This window comes from Granulicella aggregans, from assembly GCF_025685565.1.
In the GTDB taxonomy this organism is placed as follows: Bacteria; Acidobacteriota; Terriglobia; order Terriglobales; family Acidobacteriaceae; genus Edaphobacter; species Edaphobacter aggregans_B.
The window spans coordinates 687638-711663 of sequence record NZ_JAGSYE010000003.1; the positions used below are offsets into that span (position 1 = coordinate 687638).

General features: G+C 62.0%; 21 protein-coding genes. 10 read left to right on the plus strand and 11 right to left on the minus strand.

Going from position 1 to position 24026, the window contains the following annotated elements; translation table 11 throughout:
* Nucleotides 1–20: 20 nt before the first annotated feature.
* Genes OHL18_RS18135 through OHL18_RS18150 form a run of 4 tightly spaced genes read left to right on the plus strand, consistent with a single transcriptional unit; the run spans nucleotide 21 to nucleotide 3925 of the window.
* On the plus strand, nucleotides 21–755 hold the full coding sequence (locus OHL18_RS18135; protein WP_263376283.1) for a hypothetical protein: 735 nt from the start codon (nucleotides 21–23) through the stop codon (nucleotides 753–755).
* Between the two features lie 41 nt (nucleotides 756–796).
* The gene (locus tag OHL18_RS18140; RefSeq protein ID WP_263376284.1) at nucleotides 797–1720 is read left to right on the plus strand and encodes a TerC/Alx family metal homeostasis membrane protein; all 924 of its coding nucleotides are present in this window, start codon (nucleotides 797–799) and stop codon (nucleotides 1718–1720) included.
* A gap of 6 nt (nucleotides 1721–1726) precedes the next feature.
* Nucleotides 1727–2215, plus strand: a complete 489-nt coding sequence (locus OHL18_RS18145; protein ID WP_263376285.1) for a PepSY domain-containing protein — start codon at nucleotides 1727–1729, stop codon at nucleotides 2213–2215.
* Between the two features lie 27 nt (nucleotides 2216–2242).
* Nucleotides 2243–3925 carry an alpha-amylase family protein gene (locus OHL18_RS18150; RefSeq protein ID WP_263376286.1) on the plus strand — a complete coding sequence of 561 codons (1683 nt, stop codon included), beginning with the start codon at nucleotides 2243–2245 and terminating at the stop codon, nucleotides 3923–3925.
* Between the two features lie 255 nt (nucleotides 3926–4180).
* Here OHL18_RS18150 and nadB read toward each other — a convergent pair whose 3' ends face one another.
* The gene (nadB, locus tag OHL18_RS18155) at nucleotides 4181–5737 is read right to left on the minus strand and encodes an L-aspartate oxidase (protein WP_263376287.1); all 1557 of its coding nucleotides are present in this window, start codon (nucleotides 5735–5737) and stop codon (nucleotides 4181–4183) included.
* A gap of 56 nt (nucleotides 5738–5793) precedes the next feature.
* Between nadB and aroB the strand changes: the two genes are divergently transcribed.
* Both aroB and ubiE read left to right on the plus strand, forming a co-directional pair.
* Nucleotides 5794–6915: a 3-dehydroquinate synthase gene (aroB, locus tag OHL18_RS18160; RefSeq protein WP_263376288.1), complete on the plus strand. Its 1122-nt coding sequence runs from the start codon at nucleotides 5794–5796 to the stop codon at nucleotides 6913–6915.
* Complete coding sequence (ubiE, locus tag OHL18_RS18165) at nucleotides 6912–7679, plus strand: bifunctional demethylmenaquinone methyltransferase/2-methoxy-6-polyprenyl-1,4-benzoquinol methylase UbiE (RefSeq protein ID WP_263376289.1); 768 nt, start codon at nucleotides 6912–6914, stop codon at nucleotides 7677–7679. Before aroB ends, ubiE begins: the two co-directional genes overlap by 4 nt.
* Nucleotides 7680–7866: 187 nt before the next feature.
* Here the strand turns inward: ubiE and glgP are convergent, their stop codons facing one another.
* Entirely contained in the window at nucleotides 7867–10404 is a 2538-nt protein-coding gene (glgP, locus tag OHL18_RS18170) for an alpha-glucan family phosphorylase (protein ID WP_263376290.1), read from the minus strand.
* A gap of 263 nt (nucleotides 10405–10667) precedes the next feature.
* Between glgP and OHL18_RS18175 the strand changes: the two genes are divergently transcribed.
* A complete protein-coding gene (locus OHL18_RS18175) occupies nucleotides 10668–12185 on the plus strand; it encodes a cation-efflux pump (RefSeq protein WP_263376291.1) in 1518 nt (505 codons plus the stop codon).
* Between the two features lie 278 nt (nucleotides 12186–12463).
* Complete coding sequence (locus OHL18_RS18180) at nucleotides 12464–13381, plus strand: PASTA domain-containing protein (RefSeq protein ID WP_263376292.1); 918 nt, start codon at nucleotides 12464–12466, stop codon at nucleotides 13379–13381.
* On the opposite strand, the gene OHL18_RS18185 is transcribed toward OHL18_RS18180, so the two are convergent.
* The 4 genes from OHL18_RS18185 to aroC are packed head-to-tail and all read right to left on the minus strand — an operon-like array spanning nucleotide 13378 to nucleotide 17431.
* A complete protein-coding gene (locus OHL18_RS18185; protein WP_263376293.1) occupies nucleotides 13378–14733 on the minus strand; it encodes a transcription antitermination factor NusB in 1356 nt (451 codons plus the stop codon). The two genes, OHL18_RS18180 and OHL18_RS18185, sit on opposite strands and share 4 nt — an antisense overlap.
* Nucleotides 14730–15659, minus strand: a complete 930-nt coding sequence (gene fmt, locus OHL18_RS18190; protein WP_263376294.1) for a methionyl-tRNA formyltransferase — start codon at nucleotides 15657–15659, stop codon at nucleotides 14730–14732. Before fmt ends, OHL18_RS18185 begins: the two co-directional genes overlap by 4 nt.
* Before the next feature lie 52 nt (nucleotides 15660–15711).
* Nucleotides 15712–16239 (minus strand): peptide deformylase, encoded by a 528-nt coding sequence (def, locus tag OHL18_RS18195; protein WP_263376577.1) that lies wholly within the window; start codon nucleotides 16237–16239, stop codon nucleotides 15712–15714.
* 16 nt (nucleotides 16240–16255) lie between these two features.
* Nucleotides 16256–17431, minus strand: coding sequence for a chorismate synthase (aroC, locus tag OHL18_RS18200; protein ID WP_263376295.1), 1176 nt, complete (start codon nucleotides 17429–17431; stop codon nucleotides 16256–16258).
* Nucleotides 17432–17557: 126 nt separating this feature from the next.
* Between aroC and OHL18_RS18205 the strand changes: the two genes are divergently transcribed.
* Complete coding sequence (locus OHL18_RS18205; protein ID WP_263376296.1) at nucleotides 17558–18634, plus strand: hypothetical protein; 1077 nt, start codon at nucleotides 17558–17560, stop codon at nucleotides 18632–18634.
* 180 nt (nucleotides 18635–18814) lie between these two features.
* Here OHL18_RS18205 and OHL18_RS18210 read toward each other — a convergent pair whose 3' ends face one another.
* The 5 genes from OHL18_RS18210 to OHL18_RS18230 all read right to left on the minus strand — a co-directional run bounded on the left by OHL18_RS18210 (nucleotide 18815) and on the right by OHL18_RS18230 (nucleotide 22345).
* The gene (locus tag OHL18_RS18210; protein WP_263376297.1) at nucleotides 18815–19678 is read right to left on the minus strand and encodes an SDR family NAD(P)-dependent oxidoreductase; all 864 of its coding nucleotides are present in this window, start codon (nucleotides 19676–19678) and stop codon (nucleotides 18815–18817) included.
* A 70-nt stretch (nucleotides 19679–19748) separates the two neighbouring features.
* On the minus strand, nucleotides 19749–20315 hold the full coding sequence (locus OHL18_RS18215) for a TetR/AcrR family transcriptional regulator (protein ID WP_263376298.1): 567 nt from the start codon (nucleotides 20313–20315) through the stop codon (nucleotides 19749–19751).
* Nucleotides 20316–20410: 95 nt separating this feature from the next.
* Entirely contained in the window at nucleotides 20411–21391 is a 981-nt protein-coding gene (locus OHL18_RS18220; RefSeq protein ID WP_263376299.1) for a 3'-5' exoribonuclease YhaM family protein, read from the minus strand.
* Between the two features lie 50 nt (nucleotides 21392–21441).
* On the minus strand, nucleotides 21442–22029 hold the full coding sequence (locus OHL18_RS18225; protein WP_263376300.1) for an immunity 42 family protein: 588 nt from the start codon (nucleotides 22027–22029) through the stop codon (nucleotides 21442–21444).
* 79 nt (nucleotides 22030–22108) lie between these two features.
* Nucleotides 22109–22345, minus strand: coding sequence for a hypothetical protein (locus tag OHL18_RS18230; protein ID WP_263376301.1), 237 nt, complete (start codon nucleotides 22343–22345; stop codon nucleotides 22109–22111).
* 442 nt (nucleotides 22346–22787) lie between these two features.
* On the opposite strand from OHL18_RS18230, the gene OHL18_RS18235 reads away from it, so the two are divergent.
* On the plus strand, nucleotides 22788–23951 hold the full coding sequence (locus OHL18_RS18235) for an esterase/lipase family protein (RefSeq protein WP_263376302.1): 1164 nt from the start codon (nucleotides 22788–22790) through the stop codon (nucleotides 23949–23951).
* Nucleotides 23952–24026: the final 75 nt, after the last annotated feature.

Genomic DNA, 24026 nt, shown 5'->3' on the forward strand with positions numbered 1-24026 from the left:
CTCCATCCGAGGTTCCAATCTTGGACTGGATTAGAGAACGTGCGACACCTGGGATGCTGCAGCAAATAGCAGAGGCAGATGCTGGCGAAGACAGTGAAGATCATCTGACCGCCATCAAACTTCAGCTCTCCACGAAGCCGCAAAAAGGATTGCTCCATTGGACTCCTCGTGAGGTTCTCGAACTCACACGCTGGAGTCAGCCCGAAACAGATGCGCCCGCTGGTGATCTCGAAGCAGCTCATACAAAGCGTCTCCTTGCATGCGCTCTGCTGCTGATTTCTGCGGCAACATGCAGCGAAGGCGACACCTACGACTACGCGTACTACAACGAGTGCACTTTCCTCGACAGTTCAGCGGCAACGCTGCGTCAATTCACAGGCAGCGCACTAGCCCTTGGCCCGAAGGTCGCTTGGTATGCTCTTGAGCTGTTGCTTTGGTTTTATGAACGGGTCGAACATGACTCTCTGACCCCGTTCGCTGCCTTTTGCATTCTTCTTCTCGGGCTTGACCCTCTGTCACGGAACGCTCAACCGCAGACTCTTGACGAACTCATCGCGTGGGTCGACAAGCAGGAATCAGATGCGCGCCAATCGCTGGGTGATGAGGTGGAAACATCTCGCTGGCTTTTAGGATTGAATCCCTACGAAAGCTCCGGTTGGGTTCCGCTCACTACGCAAGCAATTGAGAAGGTGACGTTGCCCGTAGAACATCTTGAGAAGATCAAGAACTTCATACATCGAATGCAAACTCTCTAGGAAAGCGGGATGCAATCTCCACGCGATACCATCAAATAACGATGGACACCCCGCTCAGCCACTGGATCGGCTTTCACATCCTCGTCCTCGCGCTCCTCGCGCTCGAGCTCGTCTACTCGCGCTGGCGAGGCCCATCCAAGGTCCAGTCCACCTCCGTAGCGGCGACGATCCTATGGGTCACCGCCGCCCTCGCCTTCGCCGCCTTCATCTTCCACGCAATCGACTCCGCCAGCGGCGTCGAGTACCTCGCCAGCTACGCCATCGAAGAAGCCCTGTCCATCGACAACCTCTTCGTCTTCCTCCTCCTCTTTCGCGTCTTCCAGATCGAGCCTTATCGACAGCCAAAGGTCCTCTTCTGGGGAGTCCTCGGCGCCATCGTCATGCGCGGAGCCTTCATCTCCGCCGGCGTCGGTCTGCTCGATCACTTCCAGTGGATCGGCTATATCTTCGGCGCAATCCTGCTCATCGCCGCCGTCCGTCTTGTCCTACCGCACGAAAAGGAAGAGGCCACCACGCCCGTCTGGATCAAGTGGGTCGCGAAGCTCCACCCTGTCAGCCTGCGTCAGGATCACTTCTTCGTACGCGAAAATGGCCAGCGCATGATGACCATGCTCTTCCTCGCCCTCATCGCCATCGAGTTCACCGACGTCGTCTTCGCCCTCGACTCCATCCCCGCCGTGCTCTCCATCACGCGCCACCCCTTCATCGCGTACACGTCGAACATCATGGCCGTGATGGGCCTGCGCTCGCTCTACTTCCTGCTCGCAAACATGCTGGAGAAACTCCGCTTCCTCCATTACGGTCTGGCCGCCGTCCTCGCCTTCGCCGCCATCAAGATGCTCGGGGCCGCATGGTTCGAGATCGGCCCCATGATCTCCCTCGCGGTCATCGTCGGCCTGCTCGGCGTCTGCATCGCTCTATCACTGCTGATGCCCGCAAAACCTCACGCCGACGCTAAAATCTAGTCAGACATGACCTCCAAAGCCTCCACGCTGAAACTCCTCCGCCAGATCCATCTCTACTTTGGCGTGTTCATCTCACCGGCCATTCTCTTCTTCGCGATCACCGGCGCGCTCCAGACCTTCAGCCTGCACGAGACCACCAAAGGCAGCGACTACAAGCCGCCAGCGTGGATCGTGAAGCTCGGCCAGTTACATAAGAAGCAGACCCTCGTCGTCCCCGTCCGCAAGCCGCAACCACCCGCTCCCGGAGCAGCCCCAACGAAGGCCGCCGACGCATCGGCACCCGCCGCTTCAAAGCCGCTCTTGCCCGACGCTATTGCTCCCAAGCCGAAGAACCTTCTCCCCATGAAGCTCTTCTTCCTGCTCGTCTCCATCGGCCTCGTCATCTCCACCTTCACCGGCATCTACATGGCCTACAAGTACAACCGCAATAAGTCTTGGGTCACCGGTCTTCTCGTTGCTGGAATCGCAGTGCCCCTGCTGCTCCTGCTCTTCTAACGACCCCCAGCAGAAACGAGGCTGCCGTTGAACCCCATCTCGCGACGCACCTTCTTCGGAGCAGCTGCCGCTGCCGCCGCAACTCCCCTCGCATCGGCGACCACAACGCCGCTCCCTTCGCGGGAGTCCTTCCTCTCTATCCTGCGCTTGCCGGACTACGTCGCCATCTACACCGAGTCAAGCTCCGCTGCCACCCCGCTCACCAAGTCCTCGTTTCGCTGGCAGGCCCCAGGCATCGAGATCCGCACCGAGATCGACTCACCCAAAGAATCGGCCATCTTCGTCTACGCACCAAAGCTTCCTCTCACCCGCATCCACTTCAGGTGGAATGCCGCACTACGTCCCGGCCTGCTCTTCCTCGGCGACGCGTGGGAGCGCAGCTACGGCGATCTTGCCTTCCGCCCCATGGTTCCGGAACGCGTCATGCCCTGGTACTTTGCCACCCATGATCCCTCCACCACTCAGACTCACGGTTATGGCATCCGCACAGGCGCCGCGGCCTTCTGCTTCTGGCAGGTCGATCCCGCCGGCGTCTCGCTCTGGATGGACGTAGGCAACGGCGGCAACGGCGTCCTGCTTGGCGACCGCGAGCTCCACGTCGCCACCATCGTCTCCTGTCCGCGCACGTTCTATGGCTCCATTCACGGTCTGCTCACTTGTCTCTGCAAAGCAATGTGCCCCAGGCCACGCCTGCCCTCCGGCACCATCTACGGCACCAACGACTGGTATTACGCCTACGGGAAGAACTCCGAGGCAGGCATCCTCCGCGACACCGCCCTCGTTGCCGACCTTGCGCCGAAGTCCGGCCCGCGTCCCTTCTCGGTCATCGACGACGGCTGGCGCAACAATCCCGCCTTCCCCGACATGGCGAAGCTAGCCAAGAAGATCCGCGCCCACAACGTCCGTCCCGGCATCTGGATCAGGCCTACGATCGCCACCGCCGGCACCAACCCTAAGCTTCTGCTGCCGCAGAAACATTTTCGCTCTCCCGGCGACGAACTCGCTTACGACATCACCATCCCCGAAGCCCGCGCCGCCGCCATCGCCAAGATGACCCAAGTCGTCGGCTGGAAGTACGAACTCGTCAAGCACGACTTCTCCACCTACGATCTGCTCGGTCAGTGGGGCTTCGAGATGGGAGCCTCACCCACCATCCCCGGCTGGCACTTCAACGACCGCAGCCGCACCAACGCCGAGATCCTCCTGGACTACTACAAAGCCCTCCGCGCCGCCGCCGGGGACCAGACCATTCTGCTCGGCTGCAACACCGTCGGTCACCTCTCCGCGGGCATCTTCGAGATGCAGCGCACCGGCGACGACACCAGCGGCAGACTCTGGGAGCGCACTCGCCGCATGGGCATCAACACCCTCGCCTACCGCGTAGCCCAGGACCGCACCTTTTTCTCCGTCGACGCAGATTGCGTCGGCATCACCAACGACATCCCCTGGCCGCTCAACCGCCAATGGATGGACCTCCTCGCCCGCAGCGGCACTGGCCTATTCGTCTCGCCCAGCCCTGACGCCATCGGCAACGAGCAACGCAACGCCATCGCGGAGGCCTTCGCCATCGCCGCCGCCGGAACCTTTCGAGCCCAGCCCGTCGACATCCTCGACTCCACTACACCCCAACAGTGGAAGTCCACCCAGGATGGCGCCACGCACTCCTACAAGTGGTTCCCCAACGATGGCACCGACCCCTATCCGGTATAAAGAACTAACCCGTAGCCGTCGTCATCTCGCTACAGAAATCGTCATCTCATTTCTTAGAACACGTCATCTCGACCGAAGCCACGTGGCCGTATCGCGTGGCGCAGTGGAGAGACCCCCGCACCTCTTCCCTCACCACCAAAAAACCGTCATCCTGAGCGAAGGCGCTTGCAGCTTCACCGCAAGCGCCGCAGTCGAAAGACCCGCCATGCTGATCGCACCACCACTACCGAGCGAACCTTTCAGCCTCGGAAAGGCCTAAGCCACAAACGACAGCTTCCCCTTCTCCATCACCGAATGCTTCGCCACCGCATCCCTCTGCGGAAAGTCATTCCGATAATGCGCCCCCCGGCTCTCCTCACGCGCCAGCGCCGAAGCCACAATCACAAACGCCACGGTAAACAAACTCCGAGCCTCCACCGCCCTTCGCGAGTACCCCCGCGGAATCCCCCGCACCAGAGCATCCAGCCGGGTCTGCGCCCGCTTCAGCCCTTCAGCATCTCGCAGCAGGCCCGCATCCTCCCACATGATCTTCCGCACTTCAGCAATCCAGACCTCCACCTTCGCAGCGTCCAGCTCAACCAATGGCTCAGCCAACGCAACTTCTCCTTTCTCCCTGATCCCTTCTTCCTGCATCATCGCCTCCGCCGCCAGAGCCCCAAATACCAGCCCTTCCAACAGAGAATTACTAGCCAGCCGATTCGCTCCATGGACACCCGTGCAAGCCGCTTCACCCGCCGCAAACAACCCCGGCAGCGACGTCCGTCCATCCACGTCCGTCTTGATCCCACCCATCAGATAATGTGCCGCCGGTCGCACCGGGATCAGGTCGCGATTCAACTCCAACCCATATCCCTCAAGAAACTTCGAGATCCCCGGAAACCGCGCCTTCATGTCGCGCGTAATATGCCGCATGTCGAGATACACCGGCCCATCGATCGCCTCACGCGTGATCGCCCGGGCCACTACATCGCGCGGCGCAAGCTCCAGCATCTCGTGATACTTGTGCATGAAGCAGTCGCCCTTCGTATTGCGCAGCCACGCACCTTCGCCGCGCAGAGCCTCGCTCAACAAAAATCGCGGCGCGCCTTCCTTTGCAAACGCGGTCGGATGGAACTGGTAGAACTCCATATCGCTCAGCGCTGCTCCCGCGCGGTACGCCATCGCGATGCCATCGCCCGTCGCTACCTTAGGATTCGTAGTGTCGCTGTAGACCTGCCCCGCTCCTCCGCTCGCAATCAGCACCGCGCGCGCATAGACGTTGTGCAGCTTGCCCTCGCGATCGAGCAGCACCGCTCCTACCACCGTCTTCACGCCGTCGATCACCTCCGTGATCAGGTCGACCGTCGTCGTGAACTCCATCAGCGTGATGCCCTTCGTCTCCCGTGCATGGCGCAGCAGCGAGACCGCAATCTCCCGCCCCGTGGCATCGCCATTCGCATGAAGAATCCGCGACCGGCTATGCGCTCCCTCGCGCGTTCGCATCAACTCTCCACCCTCCGCCGCGCTCGCCCGGTCAAACTCCGTCCCCCAAGCCAGCAGCTCCTCGACGCGCCTCGGTCCCTGCTCGACGAGCACTGCCGCCGCCTCTCGATTCACCAGCCCATCGCCCGCATTCACCGTGTCTTCCAGATGCTCGGCGACATCCTCGCCGCCGCCCATCGCCACCGCGATCCCACCCTGTGCATAAGCCGTATTCGACTCCGCCAGCTCTTCCTTCGTCACCACCAGCACCGTATCCACAGCCGCCAGCCGGACCGCCGCGCTCAGCCCCGCGATCCCACCACCTATCACCAGAAACCCAACCTCTTCCATATCAAGATGCTACTCTTTCAGCTCCATCGAATCGCCTGCGATACGATGGAACTACTGTGCCGCAACAAACTTCACGCCGGACCTCCGTTACACTCACAACACCTTCCGCCAGCTACGAGATCGTCATCGCCGCAGGCTTGCTCAACACCCTCGAAATGCGCCTGAAAAAGTTGACCAGCGGGAAGCTTTCGAAGATCTTCGTCGTCACCTCGCCCGAGATATGGGGGCTCTGGTCGAAGACCGTCCTGAGCTCCTTCAAAGAGTCTCCAACAGTCCTCTTCCTTCCACCCGGCGAGCGCCACAAGCGCATGGCCTCGGTCGAATCTCTCGCGCAGCAGCTGGCCGAATCCGGCGCCGACCGCGACTCGCTCCTGCTCGCCCTCGGCGGCGGCGTCATCGGCGACATCACCGGTTTCCTCGCCGCCATCTACATGCGCGGCATCCGCTACGTGCAGCTCCCCACCACGCTGCTCGCGCAGGTAGACTCCGCCCTAGGCGGCAAGACCGGCGTGAACCTCCTCGCCGGCAAGAACCTCATCGGCAGCTTCCACCATCCGCTAGCCGTCCTCGCCGACACCAACACGCTCGCCACTTTGCCCCCTGCGGAGCTGCGGGCAGGACTACAGGAGTCCATCAAGTCCGGCGTCATCTACGACGCCAAGCTCTTCCGCTTCATGGAACAGAACTCCGACGCCATCCTCTCCGGAGATGCAGCCGCGTTGACCCGCGTAGTCACCGCCTCCGTCCGCGTCAAAGCCGACGTAGTCAGCAAAGACGAGCGCGAGTCCGGCCTACGCATGATCCTCAACTTCGGCCACACCCTGGGCCACGCCATCGAGGCCGCCACAGGCTATAAGAAACTCCTGCACGGAGAAGCCGTAGGCTGGGGCTCCATCGCCGCCACGTATGTGTCGCTCCATCGCGGCACGGTCACGCAGAAGGAAGCCGACCGCATCATCTCGACCATCCTGATGTATGGCCCGCTCCCGCGCTTCACCGCCAAAGCCGAAAAGCTGGTCGCCCTTACCTACAGCGACAAGAAGACCCGCAGCGGCAAACGCGCCTTCGTCCTGGCCAAGGGTATCGGCGCAACCGAGATCGCCTTCGACGTCACCGACGAAGAACTCCTCATCGCCGCCAACGAAATGCTCACCCTCATGAAGTCGCAAACCGCATGATCGCCAAGCCCGAACACGAACTCACCACCGGCGCCCGCCCCGTCGGCACGCTCACCGAGACCGACGCCGCCGCAAACGTCCAGCAGATGTTCGACACCATCGCGCCCAGCTACGACAAGCTGAACCACATCCTCTCCGCGGGGATCGATCGCTGGTGGTGGTGGCGCGCGGCGCGCAACTTCCGCGCCGTCCTCGCCCGCCCCGAAGCCGTCATCCTCGACCTCTGCTGCGGCACCGGCGACATGACCATGGCCCTTTACAAACACCGGCCTAAGTCCTCGAACGATGCGCCGATTCTGGCCCTCGACTTCTCGCACCAGATGCTCTCGCGCGGAGCGCAGAAGTTCTCCCCACACAACATCCTCGCTATCGAAGCCGACGCACTCCATCTCCCACTCGCCGACAACTCCGTCGACCTCGTCACCGCCGCCTTCGGCTTCCGCAACCTCGCCAACTACGAGGAAGGCCTAACCGAGCTCCACCGCGTTCTTCGCCCCGGCGGCCAGATCGGCATCCTCGAGTGCAACCAGCCCGAAGGGCTCACCGGCGCGCTGTACTCCCTCTACTTCCGAAAGATCCTGCCCCTGTTAGGCGGCATGATCTCCGGCGACCGGAGCGCCTACACCTACCTTCCCGAGTCCGTAGCCCGCTTTCCGCGCCCGCCACGGATGAAGCAGCTCATCACCGCCGCCGGCTTCACGGACGCGCAATGGACCGGCTACACCTTCGGCACCGCTGGGCTTTATCGCGCCACGAAACCTTAGCCGTAGCGCTCTATCCGGGATTTGCGGCGGACAAAATGCGGGGGTCTCTCCACTGCGCCACGCGATGAAGCCGCGTGGCTTCGGTCGAGATGACGTTTTCGTTATCACACCGTGTGCCCCATTCATCGCGGCTGTACCGCGATGAGTGGGACCGCCACAAAGCTACCCTGAGCGAATCAAGATCGCATCACCGCTGCCACAAGATCTCCCCCGCCTCCAACGGCACCGAAGCCCCCTTGAAATACGGCACAACGCGCGGAATATAAGCCTCCACCGGAAGGTCCGCCGCCACCGAACCGGTAAACACCGTCGCCCCCGCGCTTCCCGTTTCCGTGCTCCTCTCAAGCGCCACAGGTTCCACCGTCACTGCCCAACCCGGCGCGACATATACCTCCACCTTGAAGCTCTCTGGGCTCAGATCCCCCGCGAAGACCTCGATCTTGAACTCATACCGAGTGCCCACGGCCGTCATCTCGAAGGCTCCAAACCGCAGGCCGGCCCACTTCTTATCGATCTCCCCACGCCACGCCACCATCGCAACGCCCATCGCTGAGCCATTCGCTGACCGCTCCGCATATCCATGCGCCGCCGGAATGTAGTGCTCCTCCGTGTACTCCCGAATCGTCCTCGCCGCCGAGAACCGCTCCGTCAACTGCGCCATGCTCTCCCGCATCCGGGCCACCCATCCAGCGGGCGGCGCAATTCCTTCCCGAGTGTAAAAGTCCGCCGCAACCTCAGTCTCCAGCGTCCGGTACATCGCATCGGCCTCCACCGCATCCAGTTCAGCGACCGCCGAATCTCCGGCCTGGTGCTCCTTGCCGTCGCCCAGCGCCCATCCCACCTCGGGCACATACGCCTCGGCCCACCATCCATCGAGCTCCGATAGATTCAACCCGCCATTGACCAGGATCTTCATCCCGCTCGTGCCCGAAGCCTCCCATGGCCTCCGCGGCGTGTTGATCCACAGGTCGATCCCCTGCACCATCTCCTTGGCCACGCGCATGTCGTAGTCGCTCAGAAAGACGATCTTCGACCGCGCATCCTCGCGCTTCAGGAACTTGTTCCACTTCTCGATCAGCGCCTGCCCCGCCATGTCCGCCGGATGCGCCTTGCCCGCAAGGACAAGCTGCATCGGCCGTTCCGGATTTGTCAGCAGCCGCAACAGACGCTCCGGGTCATGCAGCAGTAGGTCAGGCCGCTTGTAGGTCGCAAACCTCCGCGCAAATCCGATCGTCAGCACATCTTCGCGAAAGATGAAGGCAGCCTGTGCAGGATCTTCGCCGTCCAGCGCAAGCTGCCGCGCGTACCGCTCCCGCAGCCATTCGATCAGACCCTTGCGGCACTCCGTCCTCATGGCCCACAGGGCCTCGTCACTCATGCCGCGTATATCTTCCTCCTTGCAAGGAGTGCCTAGCCAGCGCTCATCCCCGCAGGAACCGCTCCACAACTCATCCGCCGCCTTCGACTCCCACGTCGGCACATGTACCCCGTTCGTGACCGAGCCGACCGGCACCTCTTCCTTCGGCCAGCGCAGAAACAGCGGCCCGAAGATCTCCCGGCTCACCTCGCCATGCAGCTTGCTCACCGCGTTCGCCTGGCCGCTCCCGTGCATCGCCAGGTACGCCATGTTGAACGGCTCCTTCGAGTTCGGCGGCTCCGGAGCTCCGGTGTTCGCTCGCCCCATCGCCAGCAGCTCGTTGATCGAGATCCCCAGGCGCGAAGCATACGTTGTCATATAACGCCGGATCAGCTCCGGATCGAAGCGGTCGAAGCCCGCCGCAACCGCAGTGTGCGTCGTAAACAGGTTTCCCGCCCGCGTTACGCTCAACGCCACGTCGAACCCCACGCCGTGGTCCTGCATGTAACTCCGCGCCCGCTCCAGCACCGCGAACGCCGCATGCCCCTCGTTCAGATGGCACACCTCCGGCTGGATGCCGATGGCACGCAGCAGCCTCCATCCACCGATCCCCAGCACTAGCTCCTGCTTCAGGCGCATCTCCGCGTCGCCGCCGTACAACTGGCTGGTGACGCAGCGGTGCTCAGGAGCGTTGGCGAAGTCATTGCTGTCCAGCAGGTAGAGTTTCGCTCGACCAACCGAAACCTCCCAGCAGCGCAGCCAGATCGTCACGCCCGGAATCGGCACCTTCAACCTCAGCCACTCGCCGTTCGCCCGGCGTAATGGCCGGATCGGCAACTGCCCCGGATCGTTCACCGGATACAACGCCCGCTGTCGCCCCGCGCTGTCGAACTGCTGGCGAAAGTATCCCTGCCCGTACAACAGGCCAACTCCGACAACGGGAACGCCGAGATCGCTCGCAGCCTTCATCTGGTCGCCGGCCACATTCCCCAGGCCGCCCGAATAGATCGGTAGCGCTTCGCTCAACATGAACTCCATGCTGAAGTAAGCCACCGCATTCAACCCCGAATCCCTGTGCGTCTTCTGAAACCACGCGTCGCCCTCGTAAGCCGCGCGGTCCGACGCAAGCACCTCGGCCAGCCGCTGTGAGAACTCGGGCTCGCCCAGCGCCTTCACGATGGTCTCCTTCGAAACCGTCTGCAGGATCACCCAGGGGTCCTGTGTCGCCTCCCACAGCTCCGCATCCAGCCGCTCCCAAAGCTCCTCCGAAGCACGGCTCCACGACCAGTGCAGGTTCAACGCCAGGTCCTTAAGATCCCCAAATCCCTTACGTTCCAGATCCCCATTCACGACTTCATTCGTCTTCACACACCCTCACAATCCCCACTAAGTTCAGCAAAAAAAGTCATCTCGACCGGCTCACTTCTACTATCCACATGAACCCGTCATCTCGATCGAAGCATTGCGGTCTCATCGCGATGCGGAGTGGAGAGACCCCCGCATTTCGTTCTTCTCTCAACTTTCAAATCGGCAATACTCCCCATTCAGCCAGAGCACTACGATACAGAAGCCACATGATTCTCAGCCCCTCTCTTTTTTCACCCTGTAAACTCAACTCTATGGAAGTTGCCGTGCCACCGGACAAACTCGCGCCGAAGCCCCCGGTAACTTCGCCGGAGTCGGAACGCGCTGCCCAAAAGCGCTCCGCCGCGCTCGGCTCGGTCATCGCCGCCCTCGGCATCACCCTCCTGAAGCTCGTCACCGGCCTGCTCACCGGCTCCCTGGGGATGTTGTCGGAAGCCGCCCACTCCGGCATCGACTGCGTCGCCGCCGCCCTCACCCTCTTCTCCGTCCAGGTCTCCGACCGCCCCGCCGACGCCGACCACAACTACGGCCACGGCAAGGTTGAAAGCCTCTCCGCCTTTGTCGAAACCGGCCTCATGCTCGCCTCCTGCCTCTGGATCATCGTCGAGGCCCTCCGCCGCATCATCGCCCGCGAGCACCTCGCCGTCGCCCTATCCGTCTGGCCCTTCCTCGTCCTCATCCTCTCCATCGCCGTCGACTTTACCCGCTCCCGCAACCTCCGCAAGGTGGCCCGCCAATACGGCAGCGAGGCCCTCGAAGCCGACGCCCTCCACTTCGGTACCGATATCTGGTCCTCCTTCGCCGTCCTGCTGGGCCTCGCCGCTACGGCTGCAGGGGAGCACTTCCACCTCCCCTGGCTCGAGTTCGCCGACCCCATCGCCGCTCTCGTCGTCTCCGTCATCATCGCCAAGGTCTGCTGGCACCTGGCGACGCAAACCGTAGACGCCCTGCTCGACGCCACCCCCGCCGATGCCAGCGGACAGACTCGCCGCGAAGTCCGCGACGGCCTCATCCGCGATCTCGCCGCCATCGACGGCGTCCTCTCCGTCGACCGCGTCCGCACCCGCCGCTCCGGCTCCAGCTACTTCGCCGACCTCACCCTCGGCATGCCCCGCAACCTCACTTTCCAGCGGTCGGAACAGATCACCATGGCCGCCACCGAGGCCGTCCAGCGCGTCCTTCCCGGCGCCGACGTCGTCGTCCACTCCGTTCCCATGGCCTCGCTCGCCGAAAGCGTCCACGACCGCATCCGAGCCGTTGCATCCCGCGCCAACCTCAACATCCACGACGTCAGCATCCAGCAGTACAACCACGCTCTCCACCTCGAACAGCACCTCGAAGTCGATGAGACCATGACGCTCTCTGCCGCTCACGCTCTCGTCACCCAGCTCGAATCCGAGATTCGCAAAGAAGTCCCAGGCATCGCCACTATCCTCACCCACATCGAGAGTGAACCCGCCACAATCGAGCGCCCCGCTTCGCTCGAACGCGACCGCCAGCTCGAAAGCCGCCTCCGCAACGTCGCCCGCGCCTTCCCGGAGATCCTCGACATCCACGAGGTCATCGTCACCCGCCTCGGCGGCACCTCCAGCCCCAACTCCGATGGCATCCACGAAGACATCGCCCGCGTCCAGGTCACTTGCCACTGCACCCTCCCCGACGACCTGCCCATGTCCCGCGTCCACGCCGTCATCACCGCGCTCGAAAACGACTTCAAGCTCGACTCCCCCGAGGTAAGCCGCCTCCTCATCCATCCAGAACCCGCCACCGACAACCAGCGGTGACCGTTGCTTAACCCCTTGTCATCCTTCGCCGCAGGCGGAGGATCTGCTGTTGCGCTTGCCTTTGCCTTCACTCCCCCAAAAACCGTCATCTCGACCGAAGCGCAGCGAAGTGGAGAGACCCCCGCATTTCTTTTCCTTAGCGATAAAATCCGTGCCCATTCATCGCGACTCTGAGATGTGGAAAGAAGAGCGTATCCGTCCCACAATCATCCGCCCCTAGCGATCTTCATACTCGCGCATCGCATCACCCCACCCGGCACGATATCCTGAACCCGACCATGCGTCGCTTCTTCAACATCGCTCTCGGCGCTCTCGCCATGATCGCCGTCGCTATGATGTCGGCTTTCATCACCATGCGCCTCGCCATCCACGGCCGCGAGGTCGAGGTGCCCAGCGTAGCCGGACTCACCGTGGACGAAGCCCGCTCGCTGGCCGAAGGCCTCGGTCTGAACATGGACCTCGAAAGCCAGTTCTACTCGACAACCATCCCCTCCGGCCACATCCTCTCGCAGTCCCCCACCCCCGGCACCAAGGTCCGCCGCGACTGGGTCCTGCGCGTCGCCGAGAGCATCGGCCCGCAAAAGGTCTCCATCCCCAACGTTGTCGGCCAGACCGAACGTGAGGCCACGGTCACCATCCGCCGCCTCGCTCTCGATCTGGGCACCATCGCTTACGTCCCCTCACCAGGGCCGCCGGGCATCGTCGTCTCGCAGTCCCCCACGCCCGACGCCGCCGGCGTAGACGGCCCGCGCATCAGCCTCCTCGTCAGCGAGCCCATCCCCACCCCCAAACCCCACGTCGCCACATTCGACGACGCCCCCGGCACACCCAGCACCGCACCGGCCTCGAGCGACGACAGTGACTCCGCATCCACCGACACAACCTCAGAGCCCAACGCCGAAGCCTACGTGATGCCCGACCTCATCGGCCTCACGCTGACTGCTGCCTCATCCCGCGTCGCCGCCATGGGGCTGAAGATCTCCAGCATGAATGTTGTTCCCGCCAAGGTCAAAGCGGTCGCCCCGATAGGAGGCTTCACCTCCCCAGCTCCCACGCTGAACGGTCAGCCAGCCCCCATCCGTCCCATCGCGCCGATAGCTCCCATCACCCCCATCGACACCGTCATCGCGCAAAAACCCGCCGCGGGTGCCCGCGTCACCGCGAACGACAAGATCCACATCACCCTAAGCCACTAGACGGCTACAGAACGCTCCACCACCACCGCATAAAAACCATCGCACCCATGCACGCCGGGCAGAGTCCTAAGCGCGCCATCCCGCACCACCGCGCCCAACTCCCCTGAAACCACCCCTGAATCAAGCAAAGAAGTCACCAGTCCCTCCATCGGAACCCGTCGAAATTCGCTACCAGCAAGCACGGCCTCCACCACCCGCTCGTTCTCCTCCGGCTCCAGCGAGCAAGTTGAATACACCAGCCGCCCACCCTCCGCCAGCCGCGACAGAGCCCCCTTCAAGATCAGCTTCTGCCGGTCGGATTGCCTTAGAAACTCCTCGGGTTTGAGGCGATGCCGAATCTCCGGATTCTCCGCCAGCGTCCCCGTCCCACTGCAAGGCACATCGCACAGGATCAGATCGAACTTCTCATCGTTCTTCAACACCGGAACCGCGGCATCGAGCACGAAACACTTCACCTTCTCCGCCAAGCTCGACCGCTTCATCCGGCTCTGCATCTGCGCCGTCCGCTTCGTGCTCACATCCGTCGCGAAGATCTCCGCCTCCGGCTCGCGCATTGCCAGAATCAGCGTCTTCCCTCCCGGGGCCGCGCAGCAATCCCAAACCCGCTTCGCTCCTGGTACAGCCGCCGCCGCAAGCTCCGCCACCAGCCGCGACCCATCGTCCATTAGCGGAATCTCACCGCCCACCTCGGCAAAGATCGACCCCGCCGGATGCTCCAACTGGTCGGCCTCGCAGATCTTCAGCGCAGCCTCGCGCCCATACGCCGCGACCCAACGCTCCACCAGCCACTTCGGATGCCCGAGCCGCTCGGCAAACGCCGCCGTCGACTCAAAGATCCTCGCCGAAGGCTTCTGCGCCGCCGCAACCTTGCGCAGAATCGCATTCACCATCCCGGTCGCATGAGGCTCACCCGCAGCCCGGCAAAGCTCCACGCTCTCACTCAAAGCCGCATGGGCCGGAATCCGATCCATATGCAGCAACTGAAACGCGCCCATCCGCAGAGCCAGTGCGACAGGCTCCGCCAGCCGCTGGTCGGGCCGCTGAAGCAATGTTTTGATGCGGGCATCGAGCGCGATCTGCCACCGGAGCACGCCCATCACCAGAGCCGTCGCAAGATTGCGGTCCTCGCCCGACAACCCATCCGTTAGCGCCGAGTGCAGCAGCTCATCGCTATGCCCCTTGTTCTGCCCCACCAATGTAAGAATTTCGAAGGCCGCCCGCCGCGCCGGTGTCACCTTCGCCAGCGCCTCCTCAGACGAAAGCGTGGGCCCCGCGCTAGCCGGCCTCCCCCGCACCGGCGGTTTTGGCTTCCCTACTCCCTTATCCCGGATCCCTTTTCCCTGCTCTCTCATCCCAGCCGCTCGCCGCTCTTCACCTGGTACCCGCGCAGAAACTCCGCGGCGGCCATCCGCTTCTTGCCTTCCATCTGTACCTCGATCAGCTCCAGCGACGTGGTCTCGCCGCACCCAACAATCAACCGCTCGCCGTCGACAAGCAGCTCGCCCTGCGCAACGTTCACGCCCTCAGCCACCTTCATGCGATGCACAATCAGCTTCTTTCCACGCAACGTCGTATGCGCTCCAGGCCACGGCTGAAACCCACGCCACCGGTCGTAACTCTGCTTCGCCGTCCGGGCAAAATCGATCAGCCCATCCTCCCGCGTCAGAATCGGCGCAAGCGTAGCCAGCGAGTGGTCCTGCTCCACCGGCTTCACGCTGCCATCCTCTAACCCAGCAAGTGTCTCGACCATCAACTCAGCCCCAATCGCCGCAAGCGACACAAACAGATCTTCCGAAGTCTCTTCCTCCGCCACCGGCACCGACCGCGCCAGCAGCATCGGCCCGGTATCGAGCCCCGCCTCCAGCACCATCGTCGTCACGCCGGTCACCAGCTCGCCGTTCGCGACAGCCCACTGGATCGGAGCCGCGCCCCGGTACTTCGGCAACAAAGACCCATGCAGATTGATGTTCCCGAACCGCGGCAGCTCCAGCATCCACTGCGGAATGATCCGCCCATACGCGACCACAAGAATCGCATCCGGCGCAATCCCTTCAAGCCGCTCCCGCAGCTCCAGATTGTTCTTGATCTTCTCCGGCTGCACGACCTCGATGCCATGCTTCAGCGCCGTCACCTTCACCGGCGAGAGATGCACCTCAAGCCCACGCCCTGCCGCGCGGTCCGGCTGCGTCACTACCAGCGCCACCTCATGCCCGGCAGCGATCACCGCCTCCAGCACCGGCACCGCAAACGCCGGCGTCCCACAAAATACGAGCCTCAAAGCAGTGCCTCGCAGTCTTCTCCCTTATCCCTGGGCCCTTCTCTCTGCACTATCACCACTCGCCATTCTTCTGCATCTTCTTGATCTTCCGCAGCACCAACTCGCGCTTCAAACGGCTCAAGTGATCAATGAACAAAATGCCGTCCAAATGGTCGATCTCATGCTGCATACACCGCCCGAGCAGCTCCGTCCCTTCAATCTCGAAGGTCTTGCCATCGGCATCCTGAGCTCGCACCTTAACCCACTCCGCGCGGCTTACCTTCTCGCGGATGTCCGGCAGGCTCAGGCATCCCTCTTCCTCGAGCTGCTTGCCCGTCCGGTCCACAATCTCCGGATTGATCAGCACGATCTTGTCCTTCGGGTTCTTCTTGAAGCTCACGTCGATCACGGTAATCCGCTTCGAGATATTGATCTGCGGCGCGGCCAGCCCAATCCCCTGCGCGATGTACATCGATTCAAACATCTCATTGACCAGCTTCTTCAACTCCGCGTCAAAGACCGTCACCTCCTCGCCGCGCTTCGCCAGCACGGGGTCGGGATACTTCACCACCTCATGAATCTTCACCGGATTCTTCGCCATCTTCTTCGTCGTCACTTTAGAAATTCCGTATCTGTTCGCAATACCCGTCGTAGTTCCGCTTCAACTCCCGCAGCGAATCCCCGCCAAACTTATCGATCACCAGCCGGGCAATCGTCAGCGCGACCATCGCCTCGGCCGCCACTCCCGCCGCCGGCACCACACAAACATCGCTGCGCTCATAAGCCGCCTTGGTCGCCTCGCGCGTCTCGAAGCTCACCGAACCCAGCGGCCTGCGCAGCGTCGAGATCGGCTTCAGATATCCACGCACCACAACATCCTCGCCATTCGAGATCCCGCCTTCAATCCCGCCAGCGTTGTTCTTCTCCCGCGAAAACTTCGTAAACCCTTCCGCCTGGCCCTCATACGCAATCGCATCATGCACGGTCGAGCCCATCGACTCCGCCGCCGTCACTCCGCGCCCAAGCTCCACAGCCTTCACCGCCTGCAGACTCATCACCGCCTGGGCCAGCAGCCCATCCATACGCTCGTCCCAATTGACATGAGTCCCGACTCCGGGAGCCAGCCCATGCACCACAACCTCGAACACACCGCCAACCGTATCGCCCGTCCGCAGCGCGACATCCACCTCAGCCTTCATACGAGCCTCGGCCTCGGCATCGACGCAGTTCAGAAAGACCTCTTCCTTCGCATTCGCCGCCGCAATCTCTTCCCACTTCGCGTCGCGCCCCAGCTCCGCCTTACCCACGCGGATCACATGCGACCCAACCTCGATCCCCAGTTCCCGCAGCAGCAACTTCGCCAGCGCCCCGCAAGCCACCCTGGCCGCGCTCTCCCGAGCCGAGGCGCGCTCCAGCACGTACCGCGCATCCTTAAAGTCATACTTCAGCGCCCCAGCAAGATCCGCATGTCCCGGCCTCGGCGAAGCCACGGCCTTATGCTTCTCCGCATCGCCCGCTTCGACCGGCAGAATCTCCGTCCAGTTCTTCCAATCGTTATTGGCCAGCGTCATCGCCACCGGCGACCCGATCGTCTTGCCATGCCTGATGCCGCTCAAAATATGCGCCGAGTCCCGCTCGATCCGCATCCTTCCGCCGCGCCCATAGCCCTGCTGCCGCCGCCAAAGTTCGCGGTCCACAAACTCCTGCGCTACCGGAATCCCAGCCGGCAGCCCACTCACCAACGCCACCAGGCTCTCCCCGTGGCTCTCTCCCGCAGTCGAAAAACGAAGCATCGATCTCCCGTGCAACTTATTCAGCCAAACGTAAATTGTAACAACTCGGACAAGACCGCTCGAAGCCTCCTATCACTTCCACAATCGCCATCAAGCCAGTCTGGTAAACATTTACGTAGAGGTCTCATGCCCACCATCCGCGCGTTTGCCCTGATTCTGTTTGCCTCGACCCTTACCGTCACCGCCCAATCCGAGGACAAGCCCGTCCGAGTGGTCGCCGATCGTGCCGTTCCCGTTACCCTTGCAGGTGGAAGCGCACTCTTGCCCGTCAACATGACACTGGACGGACGAAACATCGATCTCTCCCACGTTCAGCCCAGCGTCACCCGCGTCATCATCCTCTTCCACGGCCTCAAGCGCAACGTCGAAACCACCAACACCGCCGGACTCGACGCCATCGCCGACGCGGGGCCTGAGCGGCAGACCACTCTGCTTATCGTTCCCCAGTTCCTTGAACAAGTCGACATCGACGCGCACCATCTTCCCGGCAACATCCTCCGCTGGGCACCCGAAGCCTGGATGAACGGCGCCGACGCCATCAACGCCCCGGTCAGCACCTTCACCGCCATCGACAGCCTGCTCGCCCTCGTCGCCAACCGGGCAGTCTTCCCCAACCTCAAGACCGTCATCGTCGCCGGCCACTCTGCCGGCGGCCAGCTCACCCAGCGCTACGCCGTCGCCACTCACGGCAATGATTCCCTAACGCGCAACGGCGTCCATCTCCGCTTCGTGATCGCAAACCGTTCATCATTGGTCTACTTCTCGCCCGAGCGGCCTGTCCTCAGCAACCTATCAGAGTTCACCTTCGCCATTCCCTCCGCAACCTGCTCCGGCAAGTACAACCACTGGAAGTACGGCCTGGTTGATCCGCCGCCTTACCTCGCCAGCGAAGATCTCAGCCAGCTCGAGTCACACTACATCGCCCGCGACATCATCTACCTGCTCGGCACTGCGGACAATGACCCCAACCACCCCGAACTCGACAAGAGCTGCCCCGGAGAGCTCGAAGGCCCCTATCGCTTCTATCGCGGCAAAGCTTATTTCCGCTATCTGCAGGGCCGCCACCACGACCTGACCCAACAGTTGTGGACCGTCCCCGGCGTCGCGCATGACAGCGCAAAGATGTTCGGCTCCGTCTGTGGCCTCGCCGCGCTCTTCGACTCCGGAAGTTGCCCAACATCTTTGCCCGATCCAAAACCTTGAGCCCCCGCCGTCCTTCGCAAACTCCGCCCGGACTTTCTACTCGCTCAATCAAGACGTCACCGCGACCGAAGCCTAGCAGCCTCACGCGAGAGGAGCAGCTGAAAGGCCCTCGCAGTTCGCTCCAACCCGTCACAATCCCCAAACGAAAAGGCCGGACGCTCCCAGCGTCCGGCCCGTTCCCTATTGATTGAGCAATTCCTCAATCTTCGGAGCGTCCGGAAACACCGTCGACAGCGTCAGCTCGCGAAACTTCGCCGCCTCCTCCGCGCGTTCCGTCTCGACGTTATTTACGCGGCTCTCGGCATCCTTCCCAAGGATCAGCCGCTTCGGAACGTCCTCCGAGTTCGCCAGCTTCAACACCACCTCGGCAATCCTCTTCGGATCGCCCTCGGAATGGCCTCGGACCTTGGCCAGCAGTTTGTAGATCATGCCGACCGAAGCCTCATAGTCCGGCATCACCTCCGGCGACTTCTCGGCCGCCTTTGCCGCCCAGTTCGTGCGAATCCCGCCGGGCTCAAGCGTGCACACTTTCACACCAAACGGAGCGACCTCACCCGCCAGCGAGTCGCTGAACCCGCCAACCGCCCACTTCGCCGCGTGATAGGGCGTGTTGCCCGGCATCGCCATCCGGCCACCGACCGAAGACACCTGGAAGATGTGCCCGCTCTTCTGCTTCCGCATCACCGGAACCGCCGCCCGCGTCGTGTACACCACGCCGAACAGGCATGTCTCGATCACGTCGCGGAACTCCTCCGGGGTCATCTGCTCAAACGGCGCAAAGTGCCCATATCCGGCGTTATTCACCAGCACGTCCAGCCGGCCATACGTGTCCAAAGCAGCTTGCACCGCAGCTTTCGCCGCCTCTTCCTCCCGCACGTCGAGCTTCAACGGCTTGATGCGCGCGCCGTACTGTTCTACCAGGGGATTCAGCTCTTCCAGCCGCCGCGCGCCCGCAACCACGCTGTCTCCCGCCGCGAGCGCGGCCTCCGCGATGTCGCGCCCCAACCCATTTCCACTTCCCGTAATCAACCAGACTTTAGCCATTTCTTGGCCTCCTGAAGATCAGATTCATAAATGAGCGAGTGGTTGCTCATTTATTAACGCCAGCAAGAAATTATTTGGCCATCCGCCAGAACGCTTCAAATCCTTTCTCTACCAGCAGCGCCCTCTGCCGCGGCTTCCGTGCGACCGTATCCATCACCGCCTCCTGCATCGCCGCCATCGCCGAAGACGCAAACCCTGCCGGAAGCTCCTTGAACACTCCTCGCGTCTCCACCTCGTTCATCGTCTGCTCCAAAGCTCCGCGTTGCGATCCAATTCGTTCCCGCGTGGCCGCCGTAACCACGTCCGAGACGTTCAATTGCACCGACGCCCTGCGCTCTTCCGGCCTATCGATCGCCCAGGATAGATACTCCGTCCAAATATGCCGCGCACGTTCCCGCAATGCGGCCTTGTACGGAAACTCCGCATTGATCCGCCGGTATGCCTCGCCCTTCAGCTCCAGGTACAGCTCATTCAGCAGTTCATCCTTCGTTGGGAAGTAGGTGAACAAAGTGCCTTCAGCCAGATCCGCGCTCTTGGCGATCTTCGCCGTCGAAGCCCCCAGCCCTGAAGCCGCAATCTCGCGCGCCGCCGCCTGCAGAATCGCCTGCCGCTTCTCCGGACTCTTCGCCCTCGCCATAAGACGATGCTATCCCAGCCACCCCTCTGTATTCCCTTCTGTGCCCCATTCATCGCGGCACCATCGCGATGAGTGGGTCTCGCCACGACTACCGGCTACTCCTCCGCCAGAAACGCCTTCGAGTTCAGCAGCGGACGATCCATGCTCCTCACCCACTCCGTCATCCCCGAGCCGCTCTTCCCATTCGCCAGCTCCTTTGCGAACTCCGCCCGCATGTTCTGCATCTTCGCCTCAAGATCATCGAGCGCGCTCAACAGGATCGCCTCCGGAGTCATCGGCAGCTTCGGCGACCCGAACTCATACTTGCCGTGGTGGCTCAGAATCATGTGCTCCACCAACACCCGCAGCTTCGCCGGAAACGGCTCGAGACCGATCAGTTTCTCGCGCAGCATCCCCTGCGCAATCGAGATGTGCCCGATCATCTGTCCTTCCAGCGTGTACGAGAAACTGCTCTTCCAGGCCAGCTCCTTGATCTTGCCGATGTCATGCAGAATCGCCCCGGTCACCAGCAGGTCCGCATCCACCTCGGGATAAAACGGGACGGTAGCGCGGCAGACGCGAACGAGAGTGAGCACATGCTCCAGCAGGCCGCCCAGCCACGCATGGTGCAGCGACTTCGCCGCCGGAGCCACCCGATACGCTCCGCCAATCTCCTCATCATCCAAAAAGGCAAACACCAGCCGCTTCAAATCCTCATTCGCGAACGCCGAGACGTACCCACGCAGCTCCGCCCACATCTCGTCCACGTCATACCGCGTCGAAGGCTGGTAGTCCCCCGCATCGATCTCCGACTCCGCCGCAAACCGCATCTTCTGCAGCGTGATTTGATACTTACCCTGGTACTTCGAAATCTGCCCCTGCACCTTCACGTAGCAGCCCTCGGCGCAGCTGGCCAGCGCGTCGGCGAACTCGTCCCACATCCGCGCTTCCATCGTGCCGGTCTTGTCCGAAAGCATCAGCGCCAGGAACTGTCCACCCTGCTTCTTCTCCCTCACCTGCAACGTCGACAGCACAAAGTAGCTCGTCACCATCTCGTTATCGAACTTCGCCGCATCCGCAATAAAAAAATCTTTCATAGAGGAACAGGATAGTTCGTTTTCTACAAAAACATCTCAGTCGTACCGGACTACTGAAGATAAGGATCGGTATCAGCTTTGGAAAGAGATTCCCACTCTGCATGAAAGCCGTCGCGCCAGCGCAGTAGTGTGTCATAAAAATCGTCTTGAGCGAGCCAGACGTCGCGCAGGCTTGCTGGGTCAAAGAGAGAATCCGCACGTCGACTAAACGCGATCAAGCGTACTTTATCGTCAACATCGAACTGCAACACGTTACTTGAGTCATCGAACGCCTCGTCACCGTCGGGAGCCCAAACAAGTCGTCTGGAATAAACCAGCTCTTTGAACTGAAGGTCGTACATCCCCAAAAATAACTCGTCCCGATCGTGGTCAGAATAAATTGCCCGGCTAAACGCCATCGCTACATCTTCTGCATGTGCATTGGAGATGGCCGAAGCCTCATGTGTCCCGCGCGCAGCGATCCTTCGGCCCACCTCGTCAAACGAGCATGCAAGCAAAGTCGCGTCCCATGACTTAACTCCATAGCTCCGCCCGCCGACATGTAGGGCGAAGAACCCAAGCGCACGATGGCTCAACCGCTCATAGGCGATGCTTATCTCTGACTCTATGGCCAAGGTTTGGGGGTTACCGACAATCAATTAAGGCTCTCTTCGGATATCTAAAACGACTAATGCTCTCTTCGGATATCTACAACGACAACACCCTTGGTCGGTTTGGCTAACGCGGAAGGCCCTGCTTCTCGCGCACTTCCGCAAAAGAGTCAGCCAGAGAGCGAACACGACCGGCCTTGAAGTCCGCGTATCCACGCCGGATGCCTTCTACCGCCTCTTCGCGATCCAGACGTTCCCAGTCCAAAGCATCGGCCACAATCTCATCGAGGACGGTGCCGGGATCCTGCCCATGACGCTGCGCGTAGTCGGTAAGCTGGGCCTGACGCTCGGGCGAGAGTTGCAATTCCGTACTTCGAGCGTAGGAACAAGCGCGGATCGTGTCAAACAAATTCCACGCGCCGAAGTCCTGCCGTCAGCAAAATCGTCGTGGGTGCCCCATCCATCGCGTCTCTGTTCTTCGCGATGGGTGGGTATCGAGCGCAGCGAGACCGCGATGGGGCATCCGGCGCAGGGGTGACCCGGAGGCCGAGAGACAGACAAATGCGGTGGTCTCTCCACTTCGCTGCGCTCCGGTCGAGATGACGGGTCTAAGAGCTTGTTCAATAAGTCGAAACAAGGCCGAAAAGCGTACCTCAGCGGCTAAAGCCGCATGGCAATCGCAGCACTTACGGCACGGCTAAAGCCGTGACCTTAAGCAAAACAGGTTTTTTTCAGTAAGCTCCTAAGCGTCCCGAGCGGAACCAGCGCACCAGCGATATCCCTGTATCCTTAAGCTTACGACCACAATGAACCGACATCACCGCACAAACCTCCCTGCTTTGCTTCTGCTCTTCGTTCTCGCGACTGCCGCGCTCGCCCAATCCACTCCGCCACCCGCACCGGGCCAGCCCCGCCCCCGAGTCATCGTCTTCGTCCACGGCATCCACGGCGACCGCAACAGCTTCCGCGCCCCCAACGGCGCCTACTGGCCCGACCTCATCCGCTCCGACCCCCGCTTCGCCTACTCCGACGTCGAGGTCGCCGAGTATCCCTCACCCGCCTCGAACGGCAAGATGTCCAGCGTCCAGCTCGCTGACCTCCTCTGGAGCAACCTCCAGAAAGACCACGTCTGGGAACACCGCGAGGTCGTCTTCCTCGCCCATAGTTTGGGCGGCATCCTCGTTGAAGAGATGCTTCTCCGTCACCCCGCCGACGCCGCAAAGGTTCGCTTCATCGTCTCCTACGGCACCCCGCACGAGGGGTCCACCGTCGCGCGAATCGCCTCGCTCTACGACAAAGATCCCTTGCTCAACGACCTCAGCGACGCCAGCAGCAACAACTTCCTCACCCAGCTCGAACACAACTGGCGCAGCCACGACACCGTCAACGGGATCCATCGCTTCTGCGCCTACGAGAACCAGGACACCGTGGACGACGAGGGCTTCATCCGCTTCTTCAAGCCCCACACTCGCGTCGTAAGCTACTTCAGCGCTACCTACGGCTGCGACGTCACCACCCCGCCGCAGGAGATCCCCGCCGACCACATCAGCATGGTCCGCCCCATCAACCGCGCCACCGCCGCCTACGACTTCTTCCGCCGCGTCTACCGCGACAACCCCGTCCTCGAAGAGCAGGTCGTCACCCGCGACATCGTCGTTGGCGGCCTGACTGCAACCTGCACCCAGCCCAGCCAAAGCCCCGACCTCCAGGTCCCCGTCGCCATCGACCCCACCTTCCACGAGCGCGTCGTCTCCGCAACCGCAACGCTTATCGACACGGTCGACGTCCACGACATCAGCCCCAGCCCACCCGTCGTCACCCACATCGACCCCAACGGCGTCGCCCACATCAACTACAGCTTCAAAGGCCCCAGCAAGAAGCTCCTGGTTTGCCTCGGGACTGCGCGTGCCTCGCTGAAGGTCACATTCTCCATCGACCGCCAGGTCCCCCTCCGCGAGCCCCAGAGCTGAGCATCAGACAGCCACCACTCCGGGTGCCCCACATCAGGCAGTTCCACCGCCAGATGTGGGATGGAGCGCCGCCCC